This window comes from Streptomyces sp. NPDC013317, assembly GCF_055563155.1.
The window spans coordinates 223700-246424 of the sequence record NZ_JBVHDX010000003.1 but is presented as its reverse complement, the minus strand read 5'-3'; the positions used below and the strand labels follow the sequence as shown (position 1 = coordinate 246424).

At 72.0% G+C, this 22725-nt stretch carries 25 protein-coding genes; 10 read left to right on the top strand and 15 right to left on the bottom strand.

Annotation, left to right across the window (positions count from 1 at the left end; all coding sequences use genetic code 11):
- Positions 1–86: 86 nt before the first annotated feature.
- Together ACZ3IJ_RS10025 and ACZ3IJ_RS10020 are read left to right on the top strand one after the other, a co-directional pair.
- Positions 87–788 (top strand): hypothetical protein, encoded by a 702-nt coding sequence (locus ACZ3IJ_RS10025; protein ID WP_467467200.1) that lies wholly within the window; start codon positions 87–89, stop codon positions 786–788.
- A complete protein-coding gene (locus ACZ3IJ_RS10020; RefSeq protein ID WP_467467199.1) occupies positions 785–1153 on the top strand; it encodes a peptidase inhibitor family I36 protein in 369 nt (122 codons plus the stop codon). Before ACZ3IJ_RS10025 ends, ACZ3IJ_RS10020 begins: the two co-directional genes overlap by 4 nt.
- 51 nt (positions 1154–1204) lie before the next feature.
- On the opposite strand, the gene ACZ3IJ_RS10015 is transcribed toward ACZ3IJ_RS10020, so the two are convergent.
- The 6 genes from ACZ3IJ_RS10015 to ACZ3IJ_RS09990 form a co-directional block, all read right to left on the bottom strand.
- Positions 1205–2392 (bottom strand): globin domain-containing protein, encoded by a 1188-nt coding sequence (locus ACZ3IJ_RS10015; protein WP_467467198.1) that lies wholly within the window; start codon positions 2390–2392, stop codon positions 1205–1207.
- Between the two features lie 86 nt (positions 2393–2478).
- On the bottom strand, positions 2479–2931 hold the full coding sequence (locus ACZ3IJ_RS10010; protein ID WP_467467197.1) for an RrF2 family transcriptional regulator: 453 nt from the start codon (positions 2929–2931) through the stop codon (positions 2479–2481).
- Between the two features lie 56 nt (positions 2932–2987).
- Positions 2988–3827 carry a hypothetical protein gene (locus tag ACZ3IJ_RS10005; RefSeq protein ID WP_467467196.1) on the bottom strand — a complete coding sequence of 280 codons (840 nt, stop codon included), beginning with the start codon at positions 3825–3827 and terminating at the stop codon, positions 2988–2990.
- 95 nt (positions 3828–3922) lie between these two features.
- The gene (locus tag ACZ3IJ_RS10000) at positions 3923–4318 is read right to left on the bottom strand and encodes an SHOCT domain-containing protein (protein ID WP_467467195.1); all 396 of its coding nucleotides are present in this window, start codon (positions 4316–4318) and stop codon (positions 3923–3925) included.
- Positions 4319–4466: 148 nt separating this feature from the next.
- A complete protein-coding gene (locus tag ACZ3IJ_RS09995) occupies positions 4467–4922 on the bottom strand; it encodes a peroxiredoxin (RefSeq protein WP_467467194.1) in 456 nt (151 codons plus the stop codon).
- Positions 4923–5017: 95 nt separating this feature from the next.
- On the bottom strand, positions 5018–5587 hold the full coding sequence (locus tag ACZ3IJ_RS09990) for a PadR family transcriptional regulator (RefSeq protein ID WP_467467193.1): 570 nt from the start codon (positions 5585–5587) through the stop codon (positions 5018–5020).
- Between the two features lie 348 nt (positions 5588–5935).
- Between ACZ3IJ_RS09990 and ACZ3IJ_RS09985 the strand changes: the two genes are divergently transcribed.
- On the top strand, positions 5936–6730 hold the full coding sequence (locus ACZ3IJ_RS09985; protein WP_467467192.1) for an ArsR/SmtB family transcription factor: 795 nt from the start codon (positions 5936–5938) through the stop codon (positions 6728–6730).
- An 83-nt stretch (positions 6731–6813) separates the two neighbouring features.
- Here ACZ3IJ_RS09985 and ACZ3IJ_RS09980 read toward each other — a convergent pair whose 3' ends face one another.
- The 4 genes from ACZ3IJ_RS09980 to ACZ3IJ_RS09965 all read right to left on the bottom strand — a co-directional run bounded on the left by ACZ3IJ_RS09980 (position 6814) and on the right by ACZ3IJ_RS09965 (position 13095).
- Positions 6814–9312, bottom strand: a complete 2499-nt coding sequence (locus ACZ3IJ_RS09980) for an ATP-dependent Clp protease ATP-binding subunit (protein ID WP_467467191.1) — start codon at positions 9310–9312, stop codon at positions 6814–6816.
- Between the two features lie 265 nt (positions 9313–9577).
- A complete protein-coding gene (locus ACZ3IJ_RS09975) occupies positions 9578–10726 on the bottom strand; it encodes an MFS transporter (protein WP_467467660.1) in 1149 nt (382 codons plus the stop codon).
- 80 nt (positions 10727–10806) lie between these two features.
- The gene (locus tag ACZ3IJ_RS09970; RefSeq protein WP_467467190.1) at positions 10807–11373 is read right to left on the bottom strand and encodes a Chromate resistance protein ChrB; all 567 of its coding nucleotides are present in this window, start codon (positions 11371–11373) and stop codon (positions 10807–10809) included.
- Between the two features lie 114 nt (positions 11374–11487).
- Entirely contained in the window at positions 11488–13095 is a 1608-nt protein-coding gene (locus ACZ3IJ_RS09965) for an extracellular catalytic domain type 2 short-chain-length polyhydroxyalkanoate depolymerase (protein ID WP_467467189.1), read from the bottom strand.
- A 180-nt stretch (positions 13096–13275) separates the two neighbouring features.
- Between ACZ3IJ_RS09965 and ACZ3IJ_RS09960 the strand changes: the two genes are divergently transcribed.
- Entirely contained in the window at positions 13276–13827 is a 552-nt protein-coding gene (locus ACZ3IJ_RS09960; protein WP_467467188.1) for a tetratricopeptide repeat protein, read from the top strand.
- Between the two features lie 41 nt (positions 13828–13868).
- Here ACZ3IJ_RS09960 and ACZ3IJ_RS09955 read toward each other — a convergent pair whose 3' ends face one another.
- Complete coding sequence (locus ACZ3IJ_RS09955; RefSeq protein WP_391802151.1) at positions 13869–14186, bottom strand: cupin domain-containing protein; 318 nt, start codon at positions 14184–14186, stop codon at positions 13869–13871.
- A gap of 73 nt (positions 14187–14259) precedes the next feature.
- Complete coding sequence (locus ACZ3IJ_RS09950; protein WP_467467187.1) at positions 14260–15576, bottom strand: amidohydrolase; 1317 nt, start codon at positions 15574–15576, stop codon at positions 14260–14262.
- 150 nt (positions 15577–15726) lie between these two features.
- Here ACZ3IJ_RS09950 and ACZ3IJ_RS09945 point away from each other — a divergent pair, with 150 nt between their 5' ends.
- Positions 15727–16068, top strand: coding sequence for a DUF5713 family protein (locus ACZ3IJ_RS09945; RefSeq protein WP_467467186.1), 342 nt, complete (start codon positions 15727–15729; stop codon positions 16066–16068).
- Positions 16069–16199: 131 nt separating this feature from the next.
- On the opposite strand, the gene ACZ3IJ_RS09940 is transcribed toward ACZ3IJ_RS09945, so the two are convergent.
- Positions 16200–16784, bottom strand: coding sequence for a TMEM165/GDT1 family protein (locus tag ACZ3IJ_RS09940; protein ID WP_467467185.1), 585 nt, complete (start codon positions 16782–16784; stop codon positions 16200–16202).
- A 311-nt stretch (positions 16785–17095) separates the two neighbouring features.
- Between ACZ3IJ_RS09940 and ACZ3IJ_RS09935 the strand changes: the two genes are divergently transcribed.
- From ACZ3IJ_RS09935 to ACZ3IJ_RS09925, 3 genes are all read left to right on the top strand, one after another.
- Entirely contained in the window at positions 17096–17701 is a 606-nt protein-coding gene (locus ACZ3IJ_RS09935; RefSeq protein WP_467467184.1) for a TetR/AcrR family transcriptional regulator, read from the top strand.
- Positions 17702–17715: 14 nt separating this feature from the next.
- Positions 17716–19158, top strand: coding sequence for an MFS transporter (locus ACZ3IJ_RS09930; RefSeq protein WP_467467183.1), 1443 nt, complete (start codon positions 17716–17718; stop codon positions 19156–19158).
- Positions 19159–19247: 89 nt separating this feature from the next.
- Complete coding sequence (locus tag ACZ3IJ_RS09925; RefSeq protein WP_467467182.1) at positions 19248–20351, top strand: PP2C family protein-serine/threonine phosphatase; 1104 nt, start codon at positions 19248–19250, stop codon at positions 20349–20351.
- Between the two features lie 7 nt (positions 20352–20358).
- Here the strand turns inward: ACZ3IJ_RS09925 and ACZ3IJ_RS09920 are convergent, their stop codons facing one another.
- On the bottom strand, positions 20359–20772 hold the full coding sequence (locus ACZ3IJ_RS09920) for a cupin domain-containing protein (protein WP_467467181.1): 414 nt from the start codon (positions 20770–20772) through the stop codon (positions 20359–20361).
- A gap of 52 nt (positions 20773–20824) precedes the next feature.
- Here ACZ3IJ_RS09920 and ACZ3IJ_RS09915 point away from each other — a divergent pair, with 52 nt between their 5' ends.
- Complete coding sequence (locus ACZ3IJ_RS09915) at positions 20825–21841, top strand: GlxA family transcriptional regulator (RefSeq protein ID WP_467467180.1); 1017 nt, start codon at positions 20825–20827, stop codon at positions 21839–21841.
- Here the strand turns inward: ACZ3IJ_RS09915 and ACZ3IJ_RS09910 are convergent.
- Entirely contained in the window at positions 21838–22416 is a 579-nt protein-coding gene (locus tag ACZ3IJ_RS09910; protein WP_467467179.1) for a nucleosidase, read from the bottom strand. The genes ACZ3IJ_RS09915 and ACZ3IJ_RS09910 overlap by 4 nt on opposite strands.
- Positions 22417–22494: 78 nt before the next feature.
- Between ACZ3IJ_RS09910 and ACZ3IJ_RS09905 the strand changes: the two genes are divergently transcribed.
- Positions 22495–22698: a cold-shock protein gene (locus ACZ3IJ_RS09905; RefSeq protein ID WP_352192870.1), complete on the top strand. Its 204-nt coding sequence runs from the start codon at positions 22495–22497 to the stop codon at positions 22696–22698.
- The last annotated feature ends 27 nt before the right edge of the window (positions 22699–22725 follow it).

The following is a 22725-nucleotide window of genomic DNA, read 5'->3' as shown; positions in this document are numbered from 1 at the left end:
CCCGTCTGTGACCGGGCAAGATCGTCACGGGCTGTGACTGACCCGTCACGCACCCCGCTGACCTGGGACGTCACGAGAGGGCCGCCATGCCGGACACGATCGCGCACATCCGCCGTGCCGTCGGCGCCCTCGCCGCCGGGCTGCTGCTCGCGGGATGTGTCACGACCGAACACGGTCCGACCGTTCCGCGGACTCCGCACGCGCAGGACACGCTGCTCAGGGCAGTGGAGCGCACCCTGGTCGACCGCTGCCTGGACGCCCGAGGGCTCACCCTCGCCCGGCGTCCGGACACCCCGGAGGAAGACCGGCGCCTCCAGGGGGCACTCTTCGGCACCGGCCCCCGCGAACTGTCGCTCACCCTGGCCACCGGCCACACCGTCACCGCCCACACCGACGGCTGCCTCGCCTCCGCCCGCCGGACCCTGTACGGAGACCAGACGCGCTGGTTCCGCGCGCAGGTGACCGTCGACAACCTGCGCGCCGAGGCCCAGAACCGGATGAAGGACGACCCCGCCCACCGGGCCGCCCTCGCGCGCTGGAACCAGTGCGCGGCCCCGGCCGGCCGCCCGCGCACCGAGCGACCCGACCCCGCGGTCGTCGCCCGCTGTGACCGGGAGAGCGGCCTCGCCGCGGTGCGCGCGCGGCTCGAACCCGCAGAGCTGGCGAAGGTGCGCGCACTGCGCGGCGACCAGCTCACCACCTACCAGCAGCTGCGCGCCCGCGCGCTGCGGCGGGCAGCCGAGCTGTCCGCACCCGTCACCGCACAGGAAGGCAACAACGCTTCATGAAGCGCATCCTCACCACGGCCGTCGCCCTGCTCGCCCTCACGGGCGGACTCGCCCTCACCGCACCCGCCCAGGCGGCCGACTGCCCGAGTGGCGAGTTCTGTGCCTGGGAGAACGCCGACTTCGGCGGCCAGCGCGCCAACTGGAGCGGCGACGACGGCTGGTGGGAGAGCTGGATCGCCGACACCGACTCCTCCTGGGCCAACCACGGCATCTCGGGACCGGGCATCAAGGACCACGTCCGGGTCTACGAGAACGCCCATCAGGGCGGCGCGATGACCATCTGCCTGATTCCCGGCCAGGAGGTCGGGTACAACGGTGTGGCCAATGACCGCGGCGACTCCCACACCTGGGCGATGAGCTGCTGAGCGGTTCTCCCGCCATGACGCGCCCCTGCACCTCTCCGGGTGCGGGGGCGGTCAGTTCCCGGCGCCCAGCCACAGGTCCGGGCCGAAGACCTCGTAGTGGACGGCCGAAGCGGCGACGCCGCCCGCCAGCAGGTCACCGCGCACCTGGCGCATGAAGGGCAGCGGGCCACACAGGTACGCCGTCACGTCCGACGGGAGGTCGAGCGTGGCCACGTCCGCGCGGCCGAGCTGGGCGTCCGCCCCGCCCGGCTGTTCGTACCAGAGGTGCAGGGAGCCGTTCGGCAGTGCGTCGACCAGTCGCCGCAGCTCCTCGCGGTGCGCGTGGTCGACGGAGGAGCGGTCGGCGTGCACGACCGTGACCGGACGGCGCGAGCCGGTGGCGGCGAGGTGCTCGAGCATGGCCAGCATCGGCGTGCTGCCGATTCCGGCGGAGGCGAGAAGCAGCGGCCCCTCACCCTCCGGCAGGACGAGGTCCCCGAACGGCGCGGACACCTCGACGGTGTCGCCCACGCGCGCGTGTTCGTGCAGCCAGGTCGACACTTCGCCCGCGGGGTCCCCGTCGATCCGCTTGACCGTGATCCGCCACTGAGGGCGCCCCGGTGCCGAGGAGAGGCTGTACTGACGGATCTGCCGGGCGCCGTCGGGCAGTGTGACGCGCACGCTCACGTACTGCCCCGGCCGGAAGGATCCCGTGGGGCGTCCGTCGGCGCGGCGCAGGACGAAGGAGACCGTGTCGGCCGTCTCCTGGTGCCGTCCGACGATCTCCATGGGCCGGCGTACCCCGCCCTCCTCGACCCCCGTCTCCTCGTAGAGCCGGGACTCCAGTGCGATGAGGGCGTTGGCCATCAGCCAGTAGACCTCGTCCCAGGCCTGGGCGACCTCGGGTGTGACGGCGTCGCCGAGCACGTCGACGATCGCGGCGAAGAGGTGCTCGTGGACGACTTTGTACTGCTCGGACGTGACACCCAGCGAGGCGTGCTTGTGGGCTATGCGCGAGAGCATGACGTCGGGCCGGGTGCCGGGGCTCTCCAGGAGCGCCCCGGCGAAGGCTGCGATCGAGCCGGCCAGTGCCCGCCGCTGGTCGCCATTGACCTGGTTCCCGCGGTTGAAGAGGTCGCGGAGCAGCTCGGGCCGGGCGGCGAACATCCCGGCGTAGCAACGCTCGGTGATCTCGCCGAGCGCGGCCCCGACGACGGGGAGGGTGGCGCGGACGACGGGGGTGGCCTGCTCGGACAGCATCGAAGCTCCTATTGTGGTAGATGATCTACGTATTTAAGGGCGTGGGTGGACAGGGGCAGGGGAGTCCCATGGGTCGAGGGTGGGCGTCAGCCGTCGTGCCGGATGCCCAGTGAGACGAGCACCGGTCCCGTGGGCGACTCGACCAGGTCCGCCACGGTCAACGGGTCGAGCGACGCGTAGAACGCCTCCTGTGCCTGGCGCAGCGCGCCGCGCAGCCGGCAGGCCGCGCGCAGGGGGCAGGGGGTTTCGCCCTCGCACTCGACGACCTCCTCCTCGCCCTCCAACGTTCGGACCAGCCACCCCACCGAGGCCCGTCGCCCGGTCTCCGTGAGGGTCAGGCCGCCGCCGCGTCCGCGTCGCGCCTCGACGACACCGAGGTGCTGGAGCCGTGTGACGACCTTCGCCATGTGGGCGTAGGGCACGGCCATCACCTCGGCCACCTCCCGCGTGGTGATCGCAGGTTCGTGGCCGGGTGTTCCGGGGACCGCCAGACGCATCACGGCACGCAGCGCCAGGTCGGTGAATTTCGTCAACCGCACACCGGGACCGTAGCAAACAAGTATTTCGGATACGTATTAGGGGGGTGGGTCTCTGCTCAGTGCGAGCGGCGAGCCGAGAGATGGCGCCAGAGCCACGTGCCGCCCACCACCAGGGGAGTGACCACCAGGACCAGAGCGAGCAGCGGCCACCGCCCGCCGCCGAGTTCCCGGTCCGTGAAGAGAACCACGATCACCGCCACCAGGGGGAGCACGATCGACGCCAGCGCCCGCAGCGAGGCCACCACCATCTCCGGCTGAAGTCGCCCCGCTCGCGGCGGAGGAGGGTCCGGGCTGCCGCAGTAGAAGACGACGGCGCGATGCAACAGCTTGGTCGTGGCCTTGTGGTACGAGACCCCCATGTACGGCAGCCACACCAGAGGCGCCACCAGGCCGGTCAGGAGCACCGCGATCAGCAGCAGCCACTGACCGATCCGGGCGAGCCTGCCAGGGCCGTCGCCGTCCGGTGTGACGAGGCCGAGAAGACGGGCCATCCGCAGGGTCAGCTTCCAGAGCGCCGCGACCCGGCCCCGGCGGGGCTCTGTGTCGTCGGCGGGAGCCGGGCGGGCGCGCAGACCGGCCGCGGCGGCCGTCGTGTCCGCGTACACCCCCTGCAGGACCAGGAGCTCGGCGGCGCGTTCGAAGTCGGTGGTGTCCCGGCCGTCCAGACCTGCCAGGACGAGGATCGCCCGCGCCTGGAGCAGCAGCGCTCCGCAGAAGGCGACGGGGATCAGGAGCATGAACGGCCCGCCCACGAACGCCCCTTCGGCGGTGACCGCCCGCCGGCCGCGTGCCGCGACCAGGGCACGCAGTTCGGCGGGGGTCGCCTCCGGATGGTCGCGGCGCAGCCGCTCCACGGCCCGCCCGGCCGGCGGGCCCATGTGCCGCAGAGCGAACATGGCGAGCAGTTCGGGCAGCCGGCCGGGCTGGGCCCATGCCTCCCGCAGCAGCGAGCGGGAGAGAACAGGAGCCGGTGTCTCCGCGGCGCCCCTCCTCAGGACAGGACCTTGGCCTTCGCCTTCTCGAACTCCTCGTCCGTGATGGCGCCCCTGTCCTTGAGTTCGGCGAGCCGTGCCAGTTCGTCGGCATGACCGCCGCCGCCACCCGTACCCGCCGTCTTGCGGATGTACGACTGGAACGCGGCCTCGTTCTCCTTGGCCTGCGCCATGTCCCGCCGGGTCATGCTCTTGCCGCGGGCGATCACGTAGACCAGAACGCCGAGGAAGGGGAGCAGGATGCAGAAGATCAGCCACCCCGCCTTGCCCCAGCCGCTCATCTCGTGGTCGCGGAAGATGTCGGTGATGACCCTGAACAGGAGGAACAGCCACATGATCCAGAGGAAGAACCAGAGCATGGTCCAGAAGAGGTTGAGTGCGGGGTAGTCGTCCATTCCTGCGCTCCGTTCCTGCGGTGGCCGCCCGAAGTCGGCCACTCGTATGAGCGAGTTTCGCCCACCCCCCGCCGGCCCGCATGTCGAAGGCTCCCCGGATCGTGGATATGGGATCCACGGTCCGATATCCACGATCCGACATCCACACTCAGGCCGTGCGGGCCCTCAGCGCCGCCAGGGCACGGTCGGCGTGGGCGCTCATCCGCAGCTCGCTGCGGACGACCTCCAGGATCCGGCGGTTCTCGTCGATGACGAAGGTGACCCGCTTGGTCGGCGCGAGCGAGAAGCCCCGCTTCACGCCGAACCGGTCGCGGACCGAGCCCTGGGGATCCGAGAGCAGCGGATAGCCGAGGGAGTGGCGGTCGGCGAACTCCTGCTGTCGCTCGACGACGTCGGAGCTGATACCGACGGGGCGCGCTCCCGCCTCCTGGAACTCGGCGGCCAGGTCACGGAAGTGGCAGGCCTCCGCCGTGCAGCCCGCCGTCATGGCCGCCGGGTAGAAGAACAGGACGATAGGTCCGTCCGCGAGGAGGCCGACCAGCGATCGGGGTGTCCCCGTCTCGTCCGGAAGAGTGAAGTCCTCGACGATGTCACCGACGTTCATCCGGCCCGCCCCTTGTCTCCGACCGGTCCGTCCGGTCGTCGACGGGTGACGCTACCGCAGGGTAGGAACGTGCGTCACCGGCGGGCGGACGCGGCTCAGGCCCGCTGCCGCGCGGCGAGCCGCCGGTCCAGGATCGCGAGCACCTGCTCGCCCCAGCGCAGGTTCTCCTCTTCGAGGTAGCGGCCGCGCATCAGCGTGAGATACGGCCCGATCCGCTCGGCCTCGCGCAGATACGTGGCCTCGTCGCGGCCGGCGAGCATCCACTCCCGCAGCCTCTCCCACCGGGCGAGCTTGCCCCGGGCCCACTCCATCCGCTCCTGGACGAAGCCGCGTACCGCTTCGGTGTCGCCCTCGTCGCAGGCCTGCACCTGGACCATCAACTCGTCCCGGATCGCGGTCGGGCGCGGTGGCTGGGCCGTGTACGCCATGAGGTCCTGCCGGCCCGTGTCGGTGAGGGAGAACATGCGCTTGTTGGGGCGCCGTTCCTGTTCCACGACGCGTGCGGCGATCAGTCCGGCCTCGGAGAGCCGGTCGAGCTCGCGGTAGAGCTGCTGGGGCGTGGCGGCCCAGAAGTTGGCCACGGACACGTCGAAGATCTTGGCCAGGTCGTATCCGGACGCCTCGCCCTCCAGGAGGGCTGCGAGGACCGCGTGCTTCAGGGACATCCGGACACGCTAGCAGCCCGGTTGACCAGGTGGTTTCGCGTCTGCTCGACGGGTTGGGGCGGTGTGGTGGGTTCCGCGGGGCGCGGCGGGTCCGGCCGGGGTGCCGCACCCGTTCGGCCCTGCCGTGCGGACCGGTCCCACGCCCGCGCTCGCCCCGCGTGCCCGTCGAGAGCGTGCGGGACCCCGGACTCCGCGAAATCCTGGTCCTACGGGAGAAGTCTCCGCGGAGGAGGTGGACGGCCTGGTGGTGGCGGCCTGCGGCCTGGCGGCGCGGTCTCGGCGTTGACATGCAGCCGATAGGCTGCCTATCGTAGAGGCAGTCAAAAGGCTGCATGTTGAGGTGGGGCGATGGATGAGGTGTTCAAGGCGCTGGCCGATGCCAGCCGGCGACGGCTGCTCGACAGCCTGAACGCCCGCAACGGCCAGACCCTGCGCGAACTTTGCGCGGGCCTGGACATGGCACGGCAGTCCGTCAGCAAGCACTTGGCGCTCCTGGAGGCGGCTGGGCTGGTGGTCACGGTGCGGCGCGGGCGGGAGAAGCTGCACTACCTGAACGCCGCTCCGATCCACGCCATCGGGGACCGCTGGATCAGCCGGTACGCCCGCGAGCGCGTCAGCGCGCTCGCCGACCTGAAGTCAGCATTGGAGCAGAGCCCGATGGACAGCAACGCGTTCGTCTACACCACCTACATCCGCACCACGCCCGAGGAGCTCTGGCAGGCGCTCACCGACCCGGACTTCACCCGGCGCTACTGGGGCGTGGCGTTCGAGACGACCTGGACCGCCGGATCCCCGATGGTCTGGGACGAGGGCGGCCGCAGGACGAGCGACCCCGAGCAGGTCGTCCTCGCCGCCGACCCCGGCCGCCGCCTCTCCTACACCTGGCACACCTTCACGCCCGAGTGGGCCGAGGCGGTCGGGATCGGCGACGAGGTGTACGCCAAGCTCGCCAAGGAACGCCGCTCGAAGGTCACCTTCGACATCGAGCCGGCCGGCGACATGGTCAAGCTCACCGTCGTCCACGACGACCTGGAGCCCGGCGGCACCATGCGCGGCATGATCGGCGAGGGATGGCCGGCGCTGATCTCCAGCCTCAAGTCCCTGCTCGAGACGGGCGAGGAACTCCCGGAACCGCCACGCTGACCTTCCGCCGGGTACGGGACATCATGGCCGCGGGGCCTGAAGCCGAGGACAACACGCTTCAGGCCCCGCGGGGTTAGAGGGCGTCAGCGCGTGGCGGCTTCCTGATGCTGCACCTGGCACACCAGCGCGTCGTTCACGACGTCCGCCACGATCGTGTCGCCCGGGTCCGCCTCACCGCCCAGGAGCAGGTCGGCGATCCGGTTGTCCAGCTCCGTCTGGATCGTGCGGCGCAGCGGCCGCGCGCCGAACTCCGGCTGGTACCCGTGCGCGACGAGCAGCTTCTTCGCCGCCTGGGTCACCTCGAGTTCCACTCCCTGCGCACGGACCCGGCGCTCGCTCTGGCGCAGCAGCAGGGTGAGGATGTCCCCGAGATCGTCCTCGCCCAGACCGTGGAAGATGATCGTCTCGTCGATGCGGTTGAGGAACTCCGGCGTGAAGTGGCCGCGCAGATCCCCCCTCAGATCGTCGCGGATCTCCGAGACGTCGCCGTGGTGGGTCAGGATCCGCTGGGCGCCGATGTTCGACGTCATGATGACCACGCAGTGACGGAAGTCGACCGTCCGGCCCTGCGAGTCCGTCAGCCGCCCGTCGTCCAGGACCTGGAGCAGGGTGTTGAAGACGTCAGGGTGGGCCTTCTCCACCTCGTCGAAGAGCAGGACGCTGTAAGGCCGGCGGCGCACCTTCTCGGTGAGCTGGCCCGCCTCCTCGTGTCCGACGTAGCCGGGCGGCGCCCCGACGAGCCGGGAGACCGTGTGCTTCTCCTGGAACTCGCTCATGTCGAAGCGGACCATCCGCGTCTCGTCGCCGAACAGCAGCTCCGCCAGCGCTTTCGCGAGTTCGGTCTTGCCGACACCGGTCGGGCCGAGGAAGAGGAAGGAGCCGACCGGACGGTTCGGGTCGCCCATGCCGGCCCGGTTGCGCCGCACGGCCTGCGCGATCGCCGTGACGGCCTCGTCCTGGCCGACCACCCGGCTGTGCAGGGCGTCCTCCAGCTTGAGGAGCTTCTCCTTCTCGCTCTGGGTCATCTGGGCCACGGGGATGCCGGTACGGCGCGAGAGCACCTCCGCGATGTCGTCGACCGTCACCTCCATCACGCCCTCGCGCCGCTCCGCGAGCCCGGCCAGTTCGGCCTCCAGCCGCGCGATCTCGTTCTTGTGCCCGTTGGCCTTCTCGAAGTCCTCGGCGGCGACGGCCTCGTCCTTCTCACGGCGCAGCTTCGCCAGCCGGTCCTCGCGGTCGACCACCTCGGTCGACTTGCCCAGTGAGCGCAGCCGCACCCGGGCGCCGGTCTGGTCCATCAGGTCGATCGCCTTGTCGGGCAGGAAGCGGTCGGTGACATAGCGGTCGGAGAGCTCGGCGGCGCCCGTGAGCGCGGCATCGCTGTAACGGACCTGGTGGTGGGCCTCGTAGGAGTCCCGCAGCCCTTCCAGGATCTGGACGGTCTCCGCCACCGACGGCTCCGGGATCAGCACGGGCTGGAAGCGCCGTTCCAGGGCGGCGTCCTTCTCCACGTACCGGCGGTACTCGTCGATCGTCGTGGCGCCGACCACATGCAGTTCACCCCGCGCCAGCGCGGGCTTGAGCATGTTGCCCGCGTCCATGGCACCCTCGCCCGCGGCGCCCGCGCCGACCACGGTGTGCAGTTCGTCGATGAAGAGGACGGTCGAGTCGGCGTCGGCCTTCACCTCGTCGATGACGTTCTTCAGCCGTTCCTCGAACTGGCCGCGGTACTGGGCGCCGGCGACGAGCCCGGACAGGTCCAGGGCGATGACCCGCTTGTCCTCCAGCGTCTTCGGGACCTCGCCCGCCACGATCCGCTGGGCGAGCCCTTCCACGATCGCGGTCTTGCCCACGCCCGGCTCGCCGATCAGCACCGGGTTGTTCTTCGAGCGGCGGGAGAGGATCTCGACGGTCTGCTCGATCTCCTCGCCCCGCCCCACCACGGGGTCGAGCTTTCCCGCCCGTGCCTCCTCCGTCAGGTCCCGGCCGTACTCGTCGAGCGTGGGAGTCCTGCTCTCCGGCCGTGGCGTGGCGGCGCCGTCGGGCCGTAGCGCGCGCTCGGCGGTCGACCGCAGTCCGCCGACATCCGTCCCGTACGCCGTCAGCAGTCTCGCCGCCGCCGAGTTCGGGTCGTCGAGGAGCGCGCCCAGGATGTGCTCGGGGCCGATGTACGAGACCCCCGAGGCCTGGGAGCGCTCGTATGCCCGCAGCAGGACGCGCTTGGCCGACGGGGTGAGTCCGGGCTCCGCCGACGGGATGCCGCTCTCGCCGGGCAGCGCGCCGGCTATCGAGGTGGCCAGCTGGTCGGGATCGGCGCCCGCCCGGGCGAGCAGGGAGCGCGCCGGATCGATCTGGGTGCAGGCCCAGAGCAGATGCTCGGTGTCCAGGTCGGCGCTGCCGGCCTCGGAGGCGCGGACGGTGGCCCGGCCGATCAGGTCCCGCGCCGAGTCCGTCAGGAGTCTGCCGATCGGAACGCGCTGCACGGCCGGGGGCGAGGCGGCCGGCGACATGCCGAAGAAGCGGTTGAGAAGGTCGTTGAACGGATCCGATCCACCGAGGGAACCGAAAGGGGACATGGTCATGTGGTGCCGTCCAGGTGCGTCGACGTCCGGGCAGTACTCCCTACCACTGGACCAGCCGCCGGCCGACATCACCTGCCGAGCCGTGGCCGCGGGGCGCGGCGGAGACGGGCACCCGCCGCCCCGGCTCTCGCTCTCGGCGGTCCGCGCCGAGAGCGAGGCCTCGGCCCACCTGGTCCGCCGATCGGGTGAGCCGTGCGAACCGCGACCAGGGTGCCCCACCCGACGCGCGTGGCGCGGCGGGGAATCCAGGTAGGTGCCCCACCGGTCAGCGCGGCGCCTCGGCGTTGCGGGGTCGCAGCGAGGCCAGGGTGAGCAGCGGGCCGACGGCCAGGAGTACGGCGAGGGCCGCGAAGCCGTACGTCAGGGTGGAGACGGTGGCGACGGCGGCCACCAGCAGGGGCCCTCCGGCATCGCCGAGTTCGCGACCGAGCTCGGCCGACCCCATGGTCTGGCCCATGCGCTCCTCGGGCGTGCTGGTAGCGAGGGCCGTGAAGCCGAGCGGAGTGATCAGCCCGGTGCCCGCACCGATGAGCACCGCCGCGCCGAGGACGCCGGCCAGACCGGGCAGCGTCGCGCAGAGCAGGCCGGCGGCGGTGGTCGCGAGCCCCACGGCGAGACCGGCACGCGTGGTCAGGCGGCCTGCGTCCAGGGCGCGTCCGGCGTACGGCTGGACGACGGCGGCGCACGCGGCCAGGACGGAGACGGCCGCGCCGGTGGCCACGGTGCCGAGGCCGGCCACGGCGCCGGAGACGGGCAGGAAGCCGACGCCGACCGACAGCGCGGCCGTGGCGGCGGCCAGCGCCGCGGTGGGGGCGAGGAACGAGCGGTCGGCCAGCCGCCGGGCCAGATCGGCCAGGGTCTGCCGCCGCTTGGGCAGCGGCGGCACGGCCGGTACGGCGAGCAGGGCCCACAGCGCGACCGCCGCGCCGAGCACCGCCAGGACCGTGAACAGCAGACGCAGCCCGCCGGCCCAGACCAGAAGCCCGCCGAGGAGCGGCCCGAGGGTGTAGCCGATGGACTTGTAGAAGCCGTAACTGCCGAACGCCCGGCCCCGTTTGGCGGCCGGGTTGAGCCGGGCGACGAGCGCGGAGGCCGAAGGGGAGAACGCGGAGGCGGCGGCGCCCTGGCCGAGCCGGGCGGCCCAGAGCCAGCCGGGGCTGCCGGCGACGGCGTACAGGGCGGAGGCGGCGGCGAAGAAGAGCAGACCGCCGAGCAGGACCGGCTTCGCACCGATACGGTCGGCCAGGGACCCGAAGACCGGCTTGAGGACGACCTCGGCGCCGTCGTACAGCGCGAGGAGTCCGCCGAGGACGAGCAGGGACGTGACGGGGTCGTCGGAGAAGCCGCCGAGGTTGGCGGCGATGCCGTGGGCGCCGAACGCGGTGGTGAACCCTGCCGCGTACAGCGGCCACATGGACCGCTTCGGCGCGGCGGCCCCACCGCCGGCGGCTCCGGAGGATGCCGGAGGTGTGCCGGGGGTCGGGGGTGTCCCGCTCATGACCGCCCCTCCTGACCGCCGTGCAGAGTGGCGAAGACCCGCTCGGCGAAGTCCTCGCACACCGCCGCGCACACCTTGAGGCGGTCGCCCGCCTCGCGCGCATCGGGGGCCCCGAAGACATCGCGTGCCGTGAGGTCCCGGTGCCAGCGGCGCAACCGCTCCAGGCTCTGCTCCTCCTCCTCGAGTTCGGCGAGCGTGAACTTCTCGTTGCGGATCTCCTTGGCGATCTCCTGCTCGAACTTCCCGCAGTCGGCCAGGAACTCGACCCAGTCGGCGCTGCGGGCCGCGGTGAACATCGCTTCGAAGGCCGACGCGTCCTCCGGCGAGCGCCCGGCGGCCTGCAGGGTCACGGCGTGCCCGCCGCCCGTGCGCGTCAACTCGATGGCGCGCGCCACACCGTCGGCGAAGGCCGGCACGTGCGGTACGGCCCAGACGCCCTGCCCCAGGGAGAGAGCACCGGCCTTGCGCAGCTCGCGCCAGACGGCCACGCGGTGCCGGGAAGGATCGGCGGGCACTTTGAGGACCAGGATCAGCCACCGTGTCTGCGCGTCAGCTCTCGTCACGCTGTGAAATGTAGCAGGCGTTACATCAGTCCTGGTCATCCGGCTGAGTGAGGTTCGGGCCAGTCGAACGGCCCCCGGGGATCGGTCCGCGGGGGCCGTTCGTCGTCGGGTCGGTCAGCGGTACTCGACCGTCAGTGTCACCGGCGTGTCCCTGTTCACGAAGAGGTACGCGTTCGAGGTCGGGGCCGACTCGAACCGCAGACGGACCTGCGTCGTACCGCTGCGGTCGAGAGCCGCGAGGGCCGGGGCCGACAGGTCCGTGGAGGCAGCGGAGCCCGAGGAGAACGCCGCGACCTGAGCCCCGCCCGGGACGGTCGCGGGCGCCGACCAGTCCGGCGGCTCCACGGCGCAGCCGCCGAAGCAGCCGGTCCTCACGTCCGCCAGCAGCCGGTTGCCGGCCGGGGAGGTCCAGGGGTCGCCCGCACCGCTGCTGCGCGCCATCGACAGGTACGCGCGGGTGATCTCCTTGCCCGCCGGGATCCTCGACGTGTCGAAGGAGAGCAGCGTCCGGTTCACCTTGGCGTCCGTGCCGCGGCCGAGCGCGAGCCCGTACGTGTCCTCCAGCGTGCCCACCGTCGCCCCCGTGCCGTCGGCCGAAGCCTTCACGTAACCGTCCTGCGCGTTGAGGCTCGGCAGCGTCACCCGGTCGGCCACGGGCGGGGGAGTGGAGCCGCGCAGCGCCCGGACCATGGCCATGATCGTCTCGATCTGGTCGCCCCCGTGCCGGGCGTAGTCGGAGTCGCCGAGATAACCCCACCAGTTCCAGCAGCCGTTGGGGTTCTCCAGCGTGGTCGTCGCCCTGGCCTGCGGATAGAGCACGATCATGTCGTTGGTGTCGGCGTACTCGTTGAGATGCGCCTTGTCCACGAACTGGGTCCCGAAGCCCTGGTATCCGTAACCCTGCTTGCAGCCGTGCAGCGCCACCATCAAGGAACAGGAAGCACCCTCGGAACAGGACCTCGGCACGTATACGAAGCCGCTGTCGTCGAGCGACAGCGCCGAAGCGGATCCGCCCGGGGCGTAGGCGTTCTGGTCGAACCGGATCAGCGTGCCGCCGGGGGTCGTGCCGGGCGGCGCCACGGAGCCACGCAGGTGGCCGAGGAGATCACGCTCGGCGTCGAAACCGCAGTTGTTGATGAACGGACTCTGCGTGACCGTGCAGGAGTTTGGGCCGAGCGGACTGATCCAGGCGTGACCGGCCGCCGTGCCCCGGTTGTACTGGACGCGCGCGCCGAACCGACCGTAGTAGTCCGCGAGCGCGTCCGCCACCGGCCGCTTCACGGTCGAGTCGCCCGAGCCGCTGAAGACGTACACCGGATCGCCCGCGAGGTTCGCGACCGGGTCGACGAGTCCCTGCGCCGACCAGTTCCGGGTGGTCTGCTCCAGCTGTGCGAGCTGGAGGTCCTGGACGGTGTTCATACAGGCGTTGAGGGCGGTGGCGAGTGTGTTCTGGGCACAGTCGTACGGCCCGGAGGCGAACACGGCCGAGCCGCTGAACGTGCCCGAGTACGCCACATGGAGCTGCGTGGCCATGTAGCCGCCCGACGAGATGCCCGAGCTGTAGACGGCGTCGATGTCGTACGGCAGCAGCTCACCGGGGACGGGTACGGGGGCCGCGGCCACGGCGGGTGTCACGGACGGGAACAGGGCCGCGGCGGCGCACAGCAGCAGGGCTGCCAGCCGGCGTGGCCCGCGCGGGCGGCGGGGACGGGGTGGACGCATGGGATCTCCCGGGCGGCTCGGTCATGCCGTCGGCATGTCGGGGTGGTGGCCGGGAGATTAGGGGCGGGCGACCGGGGCCTTCTATGGGGCCGGGCGCCACAACCGGCGGGCAGGAGTATGGCGTTCCGTCATCTGGCAGCCGCCCGCACGCCCTCGTGGTCGACCTGCGACGATGCCACCATGAGCGACTCCCTGAACGACGAAGGCCCCGCGCACGACTCCCGCTCCGGCCCCGAACGGGACGCCCTGCTGACCGCCGCGGTCGGACTGCGTGAGCAGGGCCGTCAGGAGGAGGCGCGGGACCGCCTGGTGGCGCTCGCCGCGCGCCACCCCGACGACGCCGAGGTGGCCTACCAGACAGCCTGGGCGCACGACGTGCTCGGCCTGGAGGCCGAGGCCGTGCCCTACTACGAGCGGGCGCTGAAGGCGACCACCGGCGCGGGGCTCTCGGAGCAGGACCGCAGGGGCGCGCTGCTCGGCCTGGGCAGCACCTTCCGCGTCCTCGGCCGGTACGAAGAGGCCGTCGCCACCCTGCGCGGAGGCGTCGAGGAGTTCCCTGACGACGGCGCCTTGCGCACCTTCCTGGCGATGGCCCTGTACAACACCGGCGAGCACCACGAATCGACGCGTCTGCTGCTGCGCCTGGTCGCGGCCACGAGCGAGGACCCCGGCGTCCGCCGGTACCGCCCCGCCATCGAGCACTACGCCGAGGACCTGGACGAGACCCTCTGAGCGTCGGGGCCGGGGTTCGGGGATGGAGATGGGGACCGGGATCAGTCCATGACCGCGGTCAGCAGGACCACCGCGTCCTCCAGGGCGGTGAGCCCGTGCCGCTCCTTGGGGATGATCTTCAGCTCCCCCGTGCCCAGCTCCTCCGACCACTCCGCCGCCGTCAGCTTCACCCGCCCCCGCAGCACCTGCAGACTCGCCGCGGGCGGCGCGGTGTGCTCGTCGAGAGAAGCGCCCGCCAACAGGGCGATCACACTCTGCCGGAGCACGCCGTCGTGCATCACGACCTGGGCGCTCCGTTCGTGCGGCGCGGTGCGCGCGGCGGCCAGATGCTCGTCGGCGAGGGCTGCGAGGTCACTCATCGTCTCTCCCTGGTTCCAGTTCCAGCCTCTCGCCTGTCACGCGTGGCGCAACTCGGGACTTTCGCCACACGCCCTAGGGGGTCAGTGCGCCGGTCAGATGGTCGTACGCCATGTGCGCGTGCAGCCGGACGCCGGTGACGAGGGTGTCGTCGTCGGCGTAGAAGTGCGGATTGTGGTTGGTGACCAGGCCACGCCCGCCGGGCAGCGGGACGGGGCGGCCGTCCGCGTCCAGTGAGGCGTCCTGGACACCGAGCATCACGTACAGGCCGCCGAATCGGTTCACGAACTCGGACACGTCGTCGTACCCGAGCGTCGCCCCGGTCTCGACCGTCCGCTCCTCGCCGACCACCCGGCGGATCGTCGGAAGCCCCGCCGCGACCCACTCCGCGCTGTTGTGGACGGGCGGGACCGGCTGCAGGTACTCGACCGCCGCCGTGGCTCCGTACGCGGCGGCCGAGTGCTCGGCGAGCGTGGCGAGCCGCCGCTGCACCTCTGCCATGTCCGACTCGACCGCGCAGCGGACCGTGCCCCACAGGGTGACGGTCTGACCGATGATGTTGAACCGGCCGACGTCCTCGATGTGACCGATGGAGACCGTGACCGGGTCGAACGCCGAGACCTGCCGGTAGAGCTGACCGATGCCGGTGAGCACCGCGCCCACCGCGGGCATCGGGTCGACGCCCTGCCAGGGTGTGGAGCCGTGGACCTGCTTGCCGGTGACCACGATCTTCACCAGGGTGGAGGCGCCGTACTGGTTGCCGACCCGGTACCCCACGTACCCCTTGGGGTACGGCGTGACGTGCATCCCGAACGTCATCGTCGGCACCGGGTCGTCGCACGCGCCCGCGTCGAGCATCGCCCGCGCCCCGCCGCGCTCGGTGACCGGCGGGCCTTCCTCGGCGGGCTGGAAGACGAACAGCACGGTCCCGGGCAGCCGGTCGCGTACGCCGGCGAGAACGGAGGCGGCGCCCATGAGCATCGCCGTGTGGCAGTCGTGTCCGCAGGCGTGCGAGACGGGGAAGGGGCCTCCGGGGTAGTCGGTGTCGACGGTCCGCGAGGCGAAGTCCTCACCGCACAGGTCCTCGACGGGCAGCGCGTCGATGTCGGCGCGCAGCGCCACCACGCGTCCGGCCCGCCCGCCTCCGGCCGCCGATCCTCCGCCGCTGCCGCCGCCACCGTGCAGCACGCCGACGACCCCGTGCCCGGCGATGCCCGTACGGACCTCGTCCAGATCCAGGGAGCGGAGATGACCGGCGATCAGCCGGGCGGTACCGGCCTCGCGGTTGGACAGCTCAGGGTGCTGATGCAGATGGTGCCGCCAGGCGACGACCTGAGCGGCCGTCTTCTCGGCGCGTTGGTCCAGCTCCTGATGGATCGGATCGGTGCTCAAGGGCCACCCCTCGTCGTCGGACCGTCCCCTCAGGGTGCCACTCCGGTCCTGCCGCGCCCACGAGACGGACCGGCTCCGATCGGGGTGGCGTTGTCAGTGGCGTGGTGCACGATGGGGAACGTCCGGTGATCATGCGGGGAAGGGACACACATGACGATCACGAACGAGCAGGTGGCGGGTTACGCCTTTCTCAAGGCGCTGTACGAGGACGGGTACTACCCGGACCACGTCGTCGACAAGGGGCGGGACATCCTGCTGAGGCTCTGTGCGCGGATCGAGGCGGAGCAGCCGGGCGACCTCACCGGGCTGTACGCGCTCACGGAGGTGGCCACCGAGGAGTTCAACGCGCTGGAGGCGGACTTCGACGAGGCGGGGAGCGAGATCGAGACCGTCGCGCGCGAGGAGATCGCCGAGAACTTCTGGTTCGTGGCCACGGCGTACGGTTTCGCGGACGCCGACGTGGAGGAGCTCGTGGCCGCGCGCGAGTGGTGACGGCGACGACCGCGCGCACTTGGACGGCGTAGCCGGCCCCGGCCGGCAGTCGGCCGACCGGGGCGGGGCGGGGTGTCAGGTCGGGGCGCTGTCAGGTCGGCCGAGGCCGGCCGGCCGGAACGGGTACCGGGTCAGCCGACGAAGATCTCGGTCAGCGACCAGATCGCCAGCGCCGCCATGCACAGACCGCCGATCCGCTGGACCGTCTTCAGCGGCACACGCTTGGCGATGAAGCGGCCCGCGATCAGGGCGAGGGCCGAGACGCTCATCAGGGCCGCAGCGGAGCCGATCGCCGTGGACCAGGTGCCGTTGGTGGCGGCGAGGTTGGCCGTGGTGATCTGTGTCAGATCGCCCCACTCGCTGATGAAGACGGCCATGAACGCGGTCGAGTAGACCGGCCAGAAGCCGGTCACCGTCCTGCCGCCTGCCGCGTCGTCCTCGTCGTCGCCCCCGCCGCGCAGCAGCATGAAGGCGCCGAAGGCGAACAGCAGGGCAGAGATCAGCTTCACGGTCCAGTCGGGCAGCAGCCCGATGAGGCTGCCGGCGCCCACGGCGATGGCGACATGCGCGATGAACGCGGTCGAGGTGCCGAACCAGACGTACAGCGGACGCATGCGCGTGCCCATGGCGAGGGACGCGAACATCGTCTTGTCGGGCAGCTCGGCGAGGAAGATCAGCCCGAAGGCGGTGAGGATCGCCAAGGGGTCGAGGTGCATACCGGGGGCTCTCTGTTCGATCCGGGCCCGGGATCCGCACGGCACCACGCGAGGCGACGGGAAGAACCACTCGGCCCGGCATGACGGACCACGCCCACAGGATGCGGACATGGCGAATGCCTGACCGAAGGTCTCGCCCGTCCGCGCTGTCGCACGGACCCGGCCACCGGGAACCCGAGGGCTCCAGTGTGTCGACGACCGGTTCGCAGGGCTACTCCCCTTCGCTGTCGAACAGTGTAGCGGAGCGCGCTCTCGATCTTGCTTCGGGCGATTCGTAGACAGTGTCTACGACCTCCTGGTAGACAGTGTCCATGAACGACGAGACCGAGGCCGGGCTACGCGGCCGACTGATCGAGGCCGGCGTCGAGCTGGTGCACACGGAAGGCGCACAGGCGCTGTCCCTCCGCGAGATCGCCCGGCGCGCCGGCGTCTCCCACGGAGCGCCCCGTCGGTACTTCCCGACCCACCTCGACCTGTTGTCGGCCATCGCCCGCGAGGGCTTCACCGAGCTCGCGGGACGGATCGCCGCCACCGTGGGGGCGGAGGCGGAGACCCGCGACGGAGCGCGTGCCCAGCTCGCCGCCCTCGCCCGCGTCCACCTCGACTTCGCGCTGACCAGGCGCGGCATGTACGAGCTGATGTTCCGGCACGATCTGCTGGAGAGCGGCCGCCTCGGGCTGCGCGAGACGAGCCTGCCGCTCTTCGACCTCCTCGGAAGGCTCGTCGCCCGCGCCCGCCCTGACGCGGCCGTCCCGGGACCGGCCGTCGTAGCGGCCGCGCTCTGGGCGAACCTCCACGGCATCGCCCAGCTCTGGGCCTGGGGCAGTCTCCAGCTGGCCGCGCGCACCGACGACGTCGAGCCGGTGCTCCGGGCCGCCCTCGACGCGCACCTACGCCCCGCGGGGCGTGACCGGTGATACGCCAACGGTGGGTGACCCTCGCCTGCAGTGTGGTGGGCGCCGCAGTCGTCGCCCTCGACGGCACGCTGCTCACCATCGCCCAGCCCACGCTCCAGCGCGACCTGCACGCGGACTTCGCCGAGGTCCAGTGGACCAGCACCGGATACCTCGTCGCGGTCGCGAGCCTCCTCGTCTTCGCGGGCCGGCTGGGAGACGCGTACGGCCACCGGCGGCTCTTCGCCCTCGGCACGCTCGGTTTCGCCGCCACCTCCGCGGCGATCGCCCTCGCGCCGGGGATCGGCTGGGTGATCGCCCTGCGGGTCCTCCAGGGCGTGTTCGGCGCACTGCTGCAGCCGGCCACCCTGGGCATGCTCCGGGCGGCCTTCCCACCCGACCGGCTCGCCATGCCCATCGCTCTGCGCATGAGCGCGATCGGCCTCGCGGCGGCCCTGGGCCCGCTCGTCGGCGGCGCCCTCGTCGCGGCCTTCGGATGGCGCGCGGTCTTCGCCGTGACGGCGATCCCCGCGCTGGCGATCGGAGCCCTGGCAGCCGTCACCCGTCCGACGGACCCGTCGCCCGCCCTCGAGGGCGGCCCGGCGCGTCCGGGCGGGCGGGGCGGCGGTCAGGTGAAGACGGCGGCGGACTCCCGGTCCGCGCTCGACCTGCCCGGTGCCGTCCTGCTCGCCGTGACGCTCGCCTGTCTGGTCCACGTGCTCGTCGCGGTGTCGGAAGCGGGCTGGACGGCGCCGACAGGCCTCGCCCTCGGCGGCGCCGTCGCTGCGGGAGCGGCCTTCGCCCGGCACGAGAGGCGTACGGCCCGGCCTCTCCTGCCCGCCGCCCTCCTGAGGTCCCGGCCCGTCGTGGCGGGCCTCGCCACGCTGCTCGCCACCTCGGCCGTGCTGTTCGGGGCGCTGTTCGTCGCGACCTACTTCCTGCAGGACGTCCGCGGACTGGACCCCCTGTCGACCGGCCTGTGGGTGCTGCCCCTCGCCGTCCTCATGGTGCTCGGCGCGCCCGCCTCGGCCCTGCTGCAACGGCGGTTCGGTCCTCGCCGTACGACCGTAGGGGGCGCAGCCCTGCTCGCCGCCGGTGTGCTCCTGCTCTCCCGGCTCGACGAGTCCGCCACCGCGGCGACGACGGGTGTCTGCTTCGGGCTGCTGGGCGCCGGGTTCGGCACGGTCATGGCCACCGCCACCGCCGTCGTCGTGCACGAGGCTCCGGTGGCCGACGCCGGAGTCGCGGGCGGACTCCAGCAGACCGCCATGAACGTCGGCCCCGCGCTCGGCGTCGCCGCCGCGACCCTGCTGATGACGCTGGACCCCGACGCGGGCTTCGTACCGGCGATGAGGACGGCGCTGCTCGTGCTGACCGGTCTCGCGGCGCTCGGCGCCGCCGCCGCGTTCGGGCTGCCAGGGCGGCGAGTCTCGACCTCGACCTCAGCCTCACCGTCCACCTCGGTCTCCACCTCAGGCTGAGCCTTCGCCGCGCCGGCGTCTCCGGACCGGACACGCCAGCGCGGCGCGGGCACCCGGGCCGCACCACCACCGCTCCGTACGATCACGAAATGCCCTCTGGTACTCACCGTGGCGGCCCCAGGAAGCGGCCGCGCAAGCAGATCGTCATCGGCCGGGTCCTGCCGGTGCTGGTCATGGCCGTGACGGTGGTCGCCGACCTCCTGGCGGCGAACGAGGAACGCTACGACCGGCTCCTCGGCGCCGCCCCCGCGCTCGCCGCCGTGACGTGGAGCGTCCGGGGAACCGTCCTCATCGGCGTGGTCGCGATGGCCCTGGGCGCGCTGCTCGGGGTGACCAGCGAGGACCCCTTCTTCCCCGTCATCGCGGCCAACATGGTGGCGTTGGCGGTGGTGACCGTGGCCGCCGCGTACGTCAGCCGGGCCCGGCTCCGCTACGAGCGGGACCTGCGCGAGGTGACCGCCGTCGCCGAGGTCGTCCAGCGGGTCGTGCTCCGCCCCCTGCCGCCGCGGCTCGGACCCGTCGACCTCCACCTGCTGTACGTCGCCGCCGCGGCCAAGGCCCGGATCGGAGGCGACTTCTACGAGGCCGTGCACGTGCCCGGGGGCGTACGGATCATGCTGGGAGACGTCCAGGGGAAGGGGCTGAGCGCCGTGGAGACCGCGTCCGTCCTGCTCGGCTCCTTCCGTGCCGCGGTCGACGGGGCGCCCGACCTTCCGGCCCTCGCCGACCGCCTGGAGGAGGGCCTCGGCCGTTACTCGGCTTGGGACCCCGACTCCGACGCGGCCGAACGCTTCGCCACCGTCGTCCTCGTCGAGATCCCCGACGACGAGGACGTCGCGCGCCTCCTCAGCTGCGGGCACCCGGCCCCGCTCCTCCAGCACGGCGCCGACGTGCGGCCGGTCCCGTTCTCCGACCCGTCCCTGCCGGTCAACCTGTCCGGCCTGCTCGACTCCGGCCATCACGTGGAGGAGGTCCCCTTCGTGCCGGGGGACCGGTTGCTGCTCTACACCGACGGGGTGAGCGAGACCCGCGACCGGGAGGGCACCTTCTACCCCCTGGAGGAGCGGATGCGTCACTGGGTGGACGAACCGGGCGCGCGCGTTCCCGCCCTGCTCCACGACGAGCTGACGGCCTACGCGGACCACGGTGTCGACGACGACGTCGCCGCCGTGCTCGTGGTACGGCAGTCATAGCCGGCTCTCACGTGTCCAGGGCGTGGCCCGTCGTCGCGTCCACGTGGTCGGGGATCTCCTCGTGGCGGTCACCCACCGAGAGGGTCCCCGTGGGCTCGAACATCAGGATCGACGCGCCGGCGGGGGCGTACGGGCGGTGCTCCACGCCCTTGGGGACGGTGAAGACCGAGCCCCGGGGGAGGGCGACCGTCCGCTCCGCGCCGTCCTCGCGCAACGAGATGTGCAGCTCTCCCTCGACCACCAGGAAGAACTCGTCCGTGTCGTCGTGGGCGTGCCACACGTGCTCGCCCGCGACCTTCGCCACGCGCACGTCGTAGTCGTTCACCCGCGTCACGATGCGCGGGCTCCACAGCTCCTCGAAGGACGCGAAGGCGGTGGCGAGGGCGATCGGAGCGCTGTCATCAGCGGTTTTCCTGCTCATGAAGCCATCCTGGCCCGTGGCGGTCACCCAGCGTGAGTGCTAGAAATAGCATATGCCGCAAGGATCCTCGCACGGCGGGACGCACCGCGTCGTCGTCATCGTCGACGCCGACTCCAACCCCTTCGAACTGGGCTGTGCGACCGAGGTCTTCGGCCTGCGCCGCCCCGAACTCGGCCGCGACCTGTACGACTTCCGGCTCTGCTCGCCGGAGCCGGAGACCCTCATGCGCGACGGCTTCTTCACGCTCAGCGGTGTCTCGGGCCTCGAGACCGCCGACACGGCGGACACGCTCATCGTTCCCAACCGACCCGACGTCGCGGTACCCCGCAGGCCCGCCGTACTCGACGCCGTCCGCCGCGCCCACACGCGCGGCGCCCGCCTGATCGGCTTCTGCAGCGGCGCGTTCACCCTCGCGGAGGCAGGGGTCCTCGACGGCCGGCGGGCCACCGCCCACTGGCAGTGGGCCGACCGCTTCCGCGCCCGCTTCCCCTCCGTACACCTCGAACCGGACGTCCTGTTCGTCGACGACGGCGACATCCTCACCTCCGCCGGCAGCGCCGCGGCCCTCGACCTCGGGCTCCACGTCGTCCGCCGCGACCACGGCGCCGAGGCCGCCAACGCGGTCAGCCGCCGGCTCGTCTTCGCCGCCCACCGGGACGGCGGCCAGCGGCAGTTCATCGAGCGGCCGGTCCCCGAGACCCCCGACGAGTCCCTCGCCCCGCTCCTGGCCTGGGCGCAGGAGCGTCTCGGCTCCCCCCTCACCGTGACCGACCTGGCCGCCCGGGCGGCGGTCAGCCCGGCGACGCTGCACCGCAGGTTCCGCGCGCAGCTCGGCACCACCCCGCTCGCCTGGCTCACGCGCGAGCGGGTGACACTCGCCTGTCGGTTGATCGAGCGCGGTGAGTCCCGGTTCGACGTCGTCGCCCGCGCCAGCGGGCTGGGCACCGCCGCCCATCTGCGGGCCCTGATGAACCGCGAGACGGGGCTCTCCCCGTCCGCGTACCGCCGGCGCTTCGGCCCGGTCACGTCCGTGTCCGCGCGGCCGGCGCCCGGAGCGGCGATCCTCTAGTACGGGGTGTTCTCCGCCGCCCACCGCGCAAGCGCTCGGGCGCACTCCGCGACCGACTCCCGCCAGGTCCTGGCCGCTCCGTCGCCCGCCTCGTCGCTCACATGCTTGACGATCCGGATCGGCACCCCGGCGAGGACCGCCGCGCTCGCGAGGGCGTAGCCCTCCATGTCGACCAGCGGAGCACGGGCCGCGAGCCGGGCGCGGGCAGCCTCGTCCGAGATGAAGGCGTCGCCGGTCGCCAGCGTCACGTCGCCGCCGTCCGGCAGGCTGAGCGGCGCCCCGTACGTCTCACCGGTCAGGGTCGCGAGCAGCTCCCCGTCGAGATCGTGCTGGATCACCGTGCCGACCGCGTGCGTACCCGTCCACCCCGGCCGCAGCGCACCGGCGGTCCCCAGGTTGACGACGCCCGACGGGCGCGGACCCCGGCCCAGGACGGTGGCGAGCGAGGACGCCGCGTTCACCTTGCCCATGCCGGTGAGCAGGATCGGCAGATCCGTGTCGAGGAACTGCGCCTCTTCCTTGACGGCAAGGACGAGCAGGGGCCGGTCGGCGGTGATGTCTCCGATGAGTTCCATGCCGCCACGCTACCCGCCGGGACTTCCGGCCCGAGCCGAGGGAGGATGGAGGTGTTCGCCCGTGCCGAGGAGATCACCATGGCAACCGGAACAGTGAAGTGGTTCAACGCCGAGAAGGGCTTCGGCTTCATCGAGCAGGACGGCGGAGGCCCGGACGTCTTCGTCCACTACTCGGCCATCGCCACCACCGGCTATCGCGAACTCACCGAGGGGCAGAAGGTCGAGTTCACCGTCGTGCAGGGCCCCAAGGGACCCCAGGCCGAGAACGTCAGTCCCGCCTGAATCCGTCAGAACCGCCTGGCCACCTCT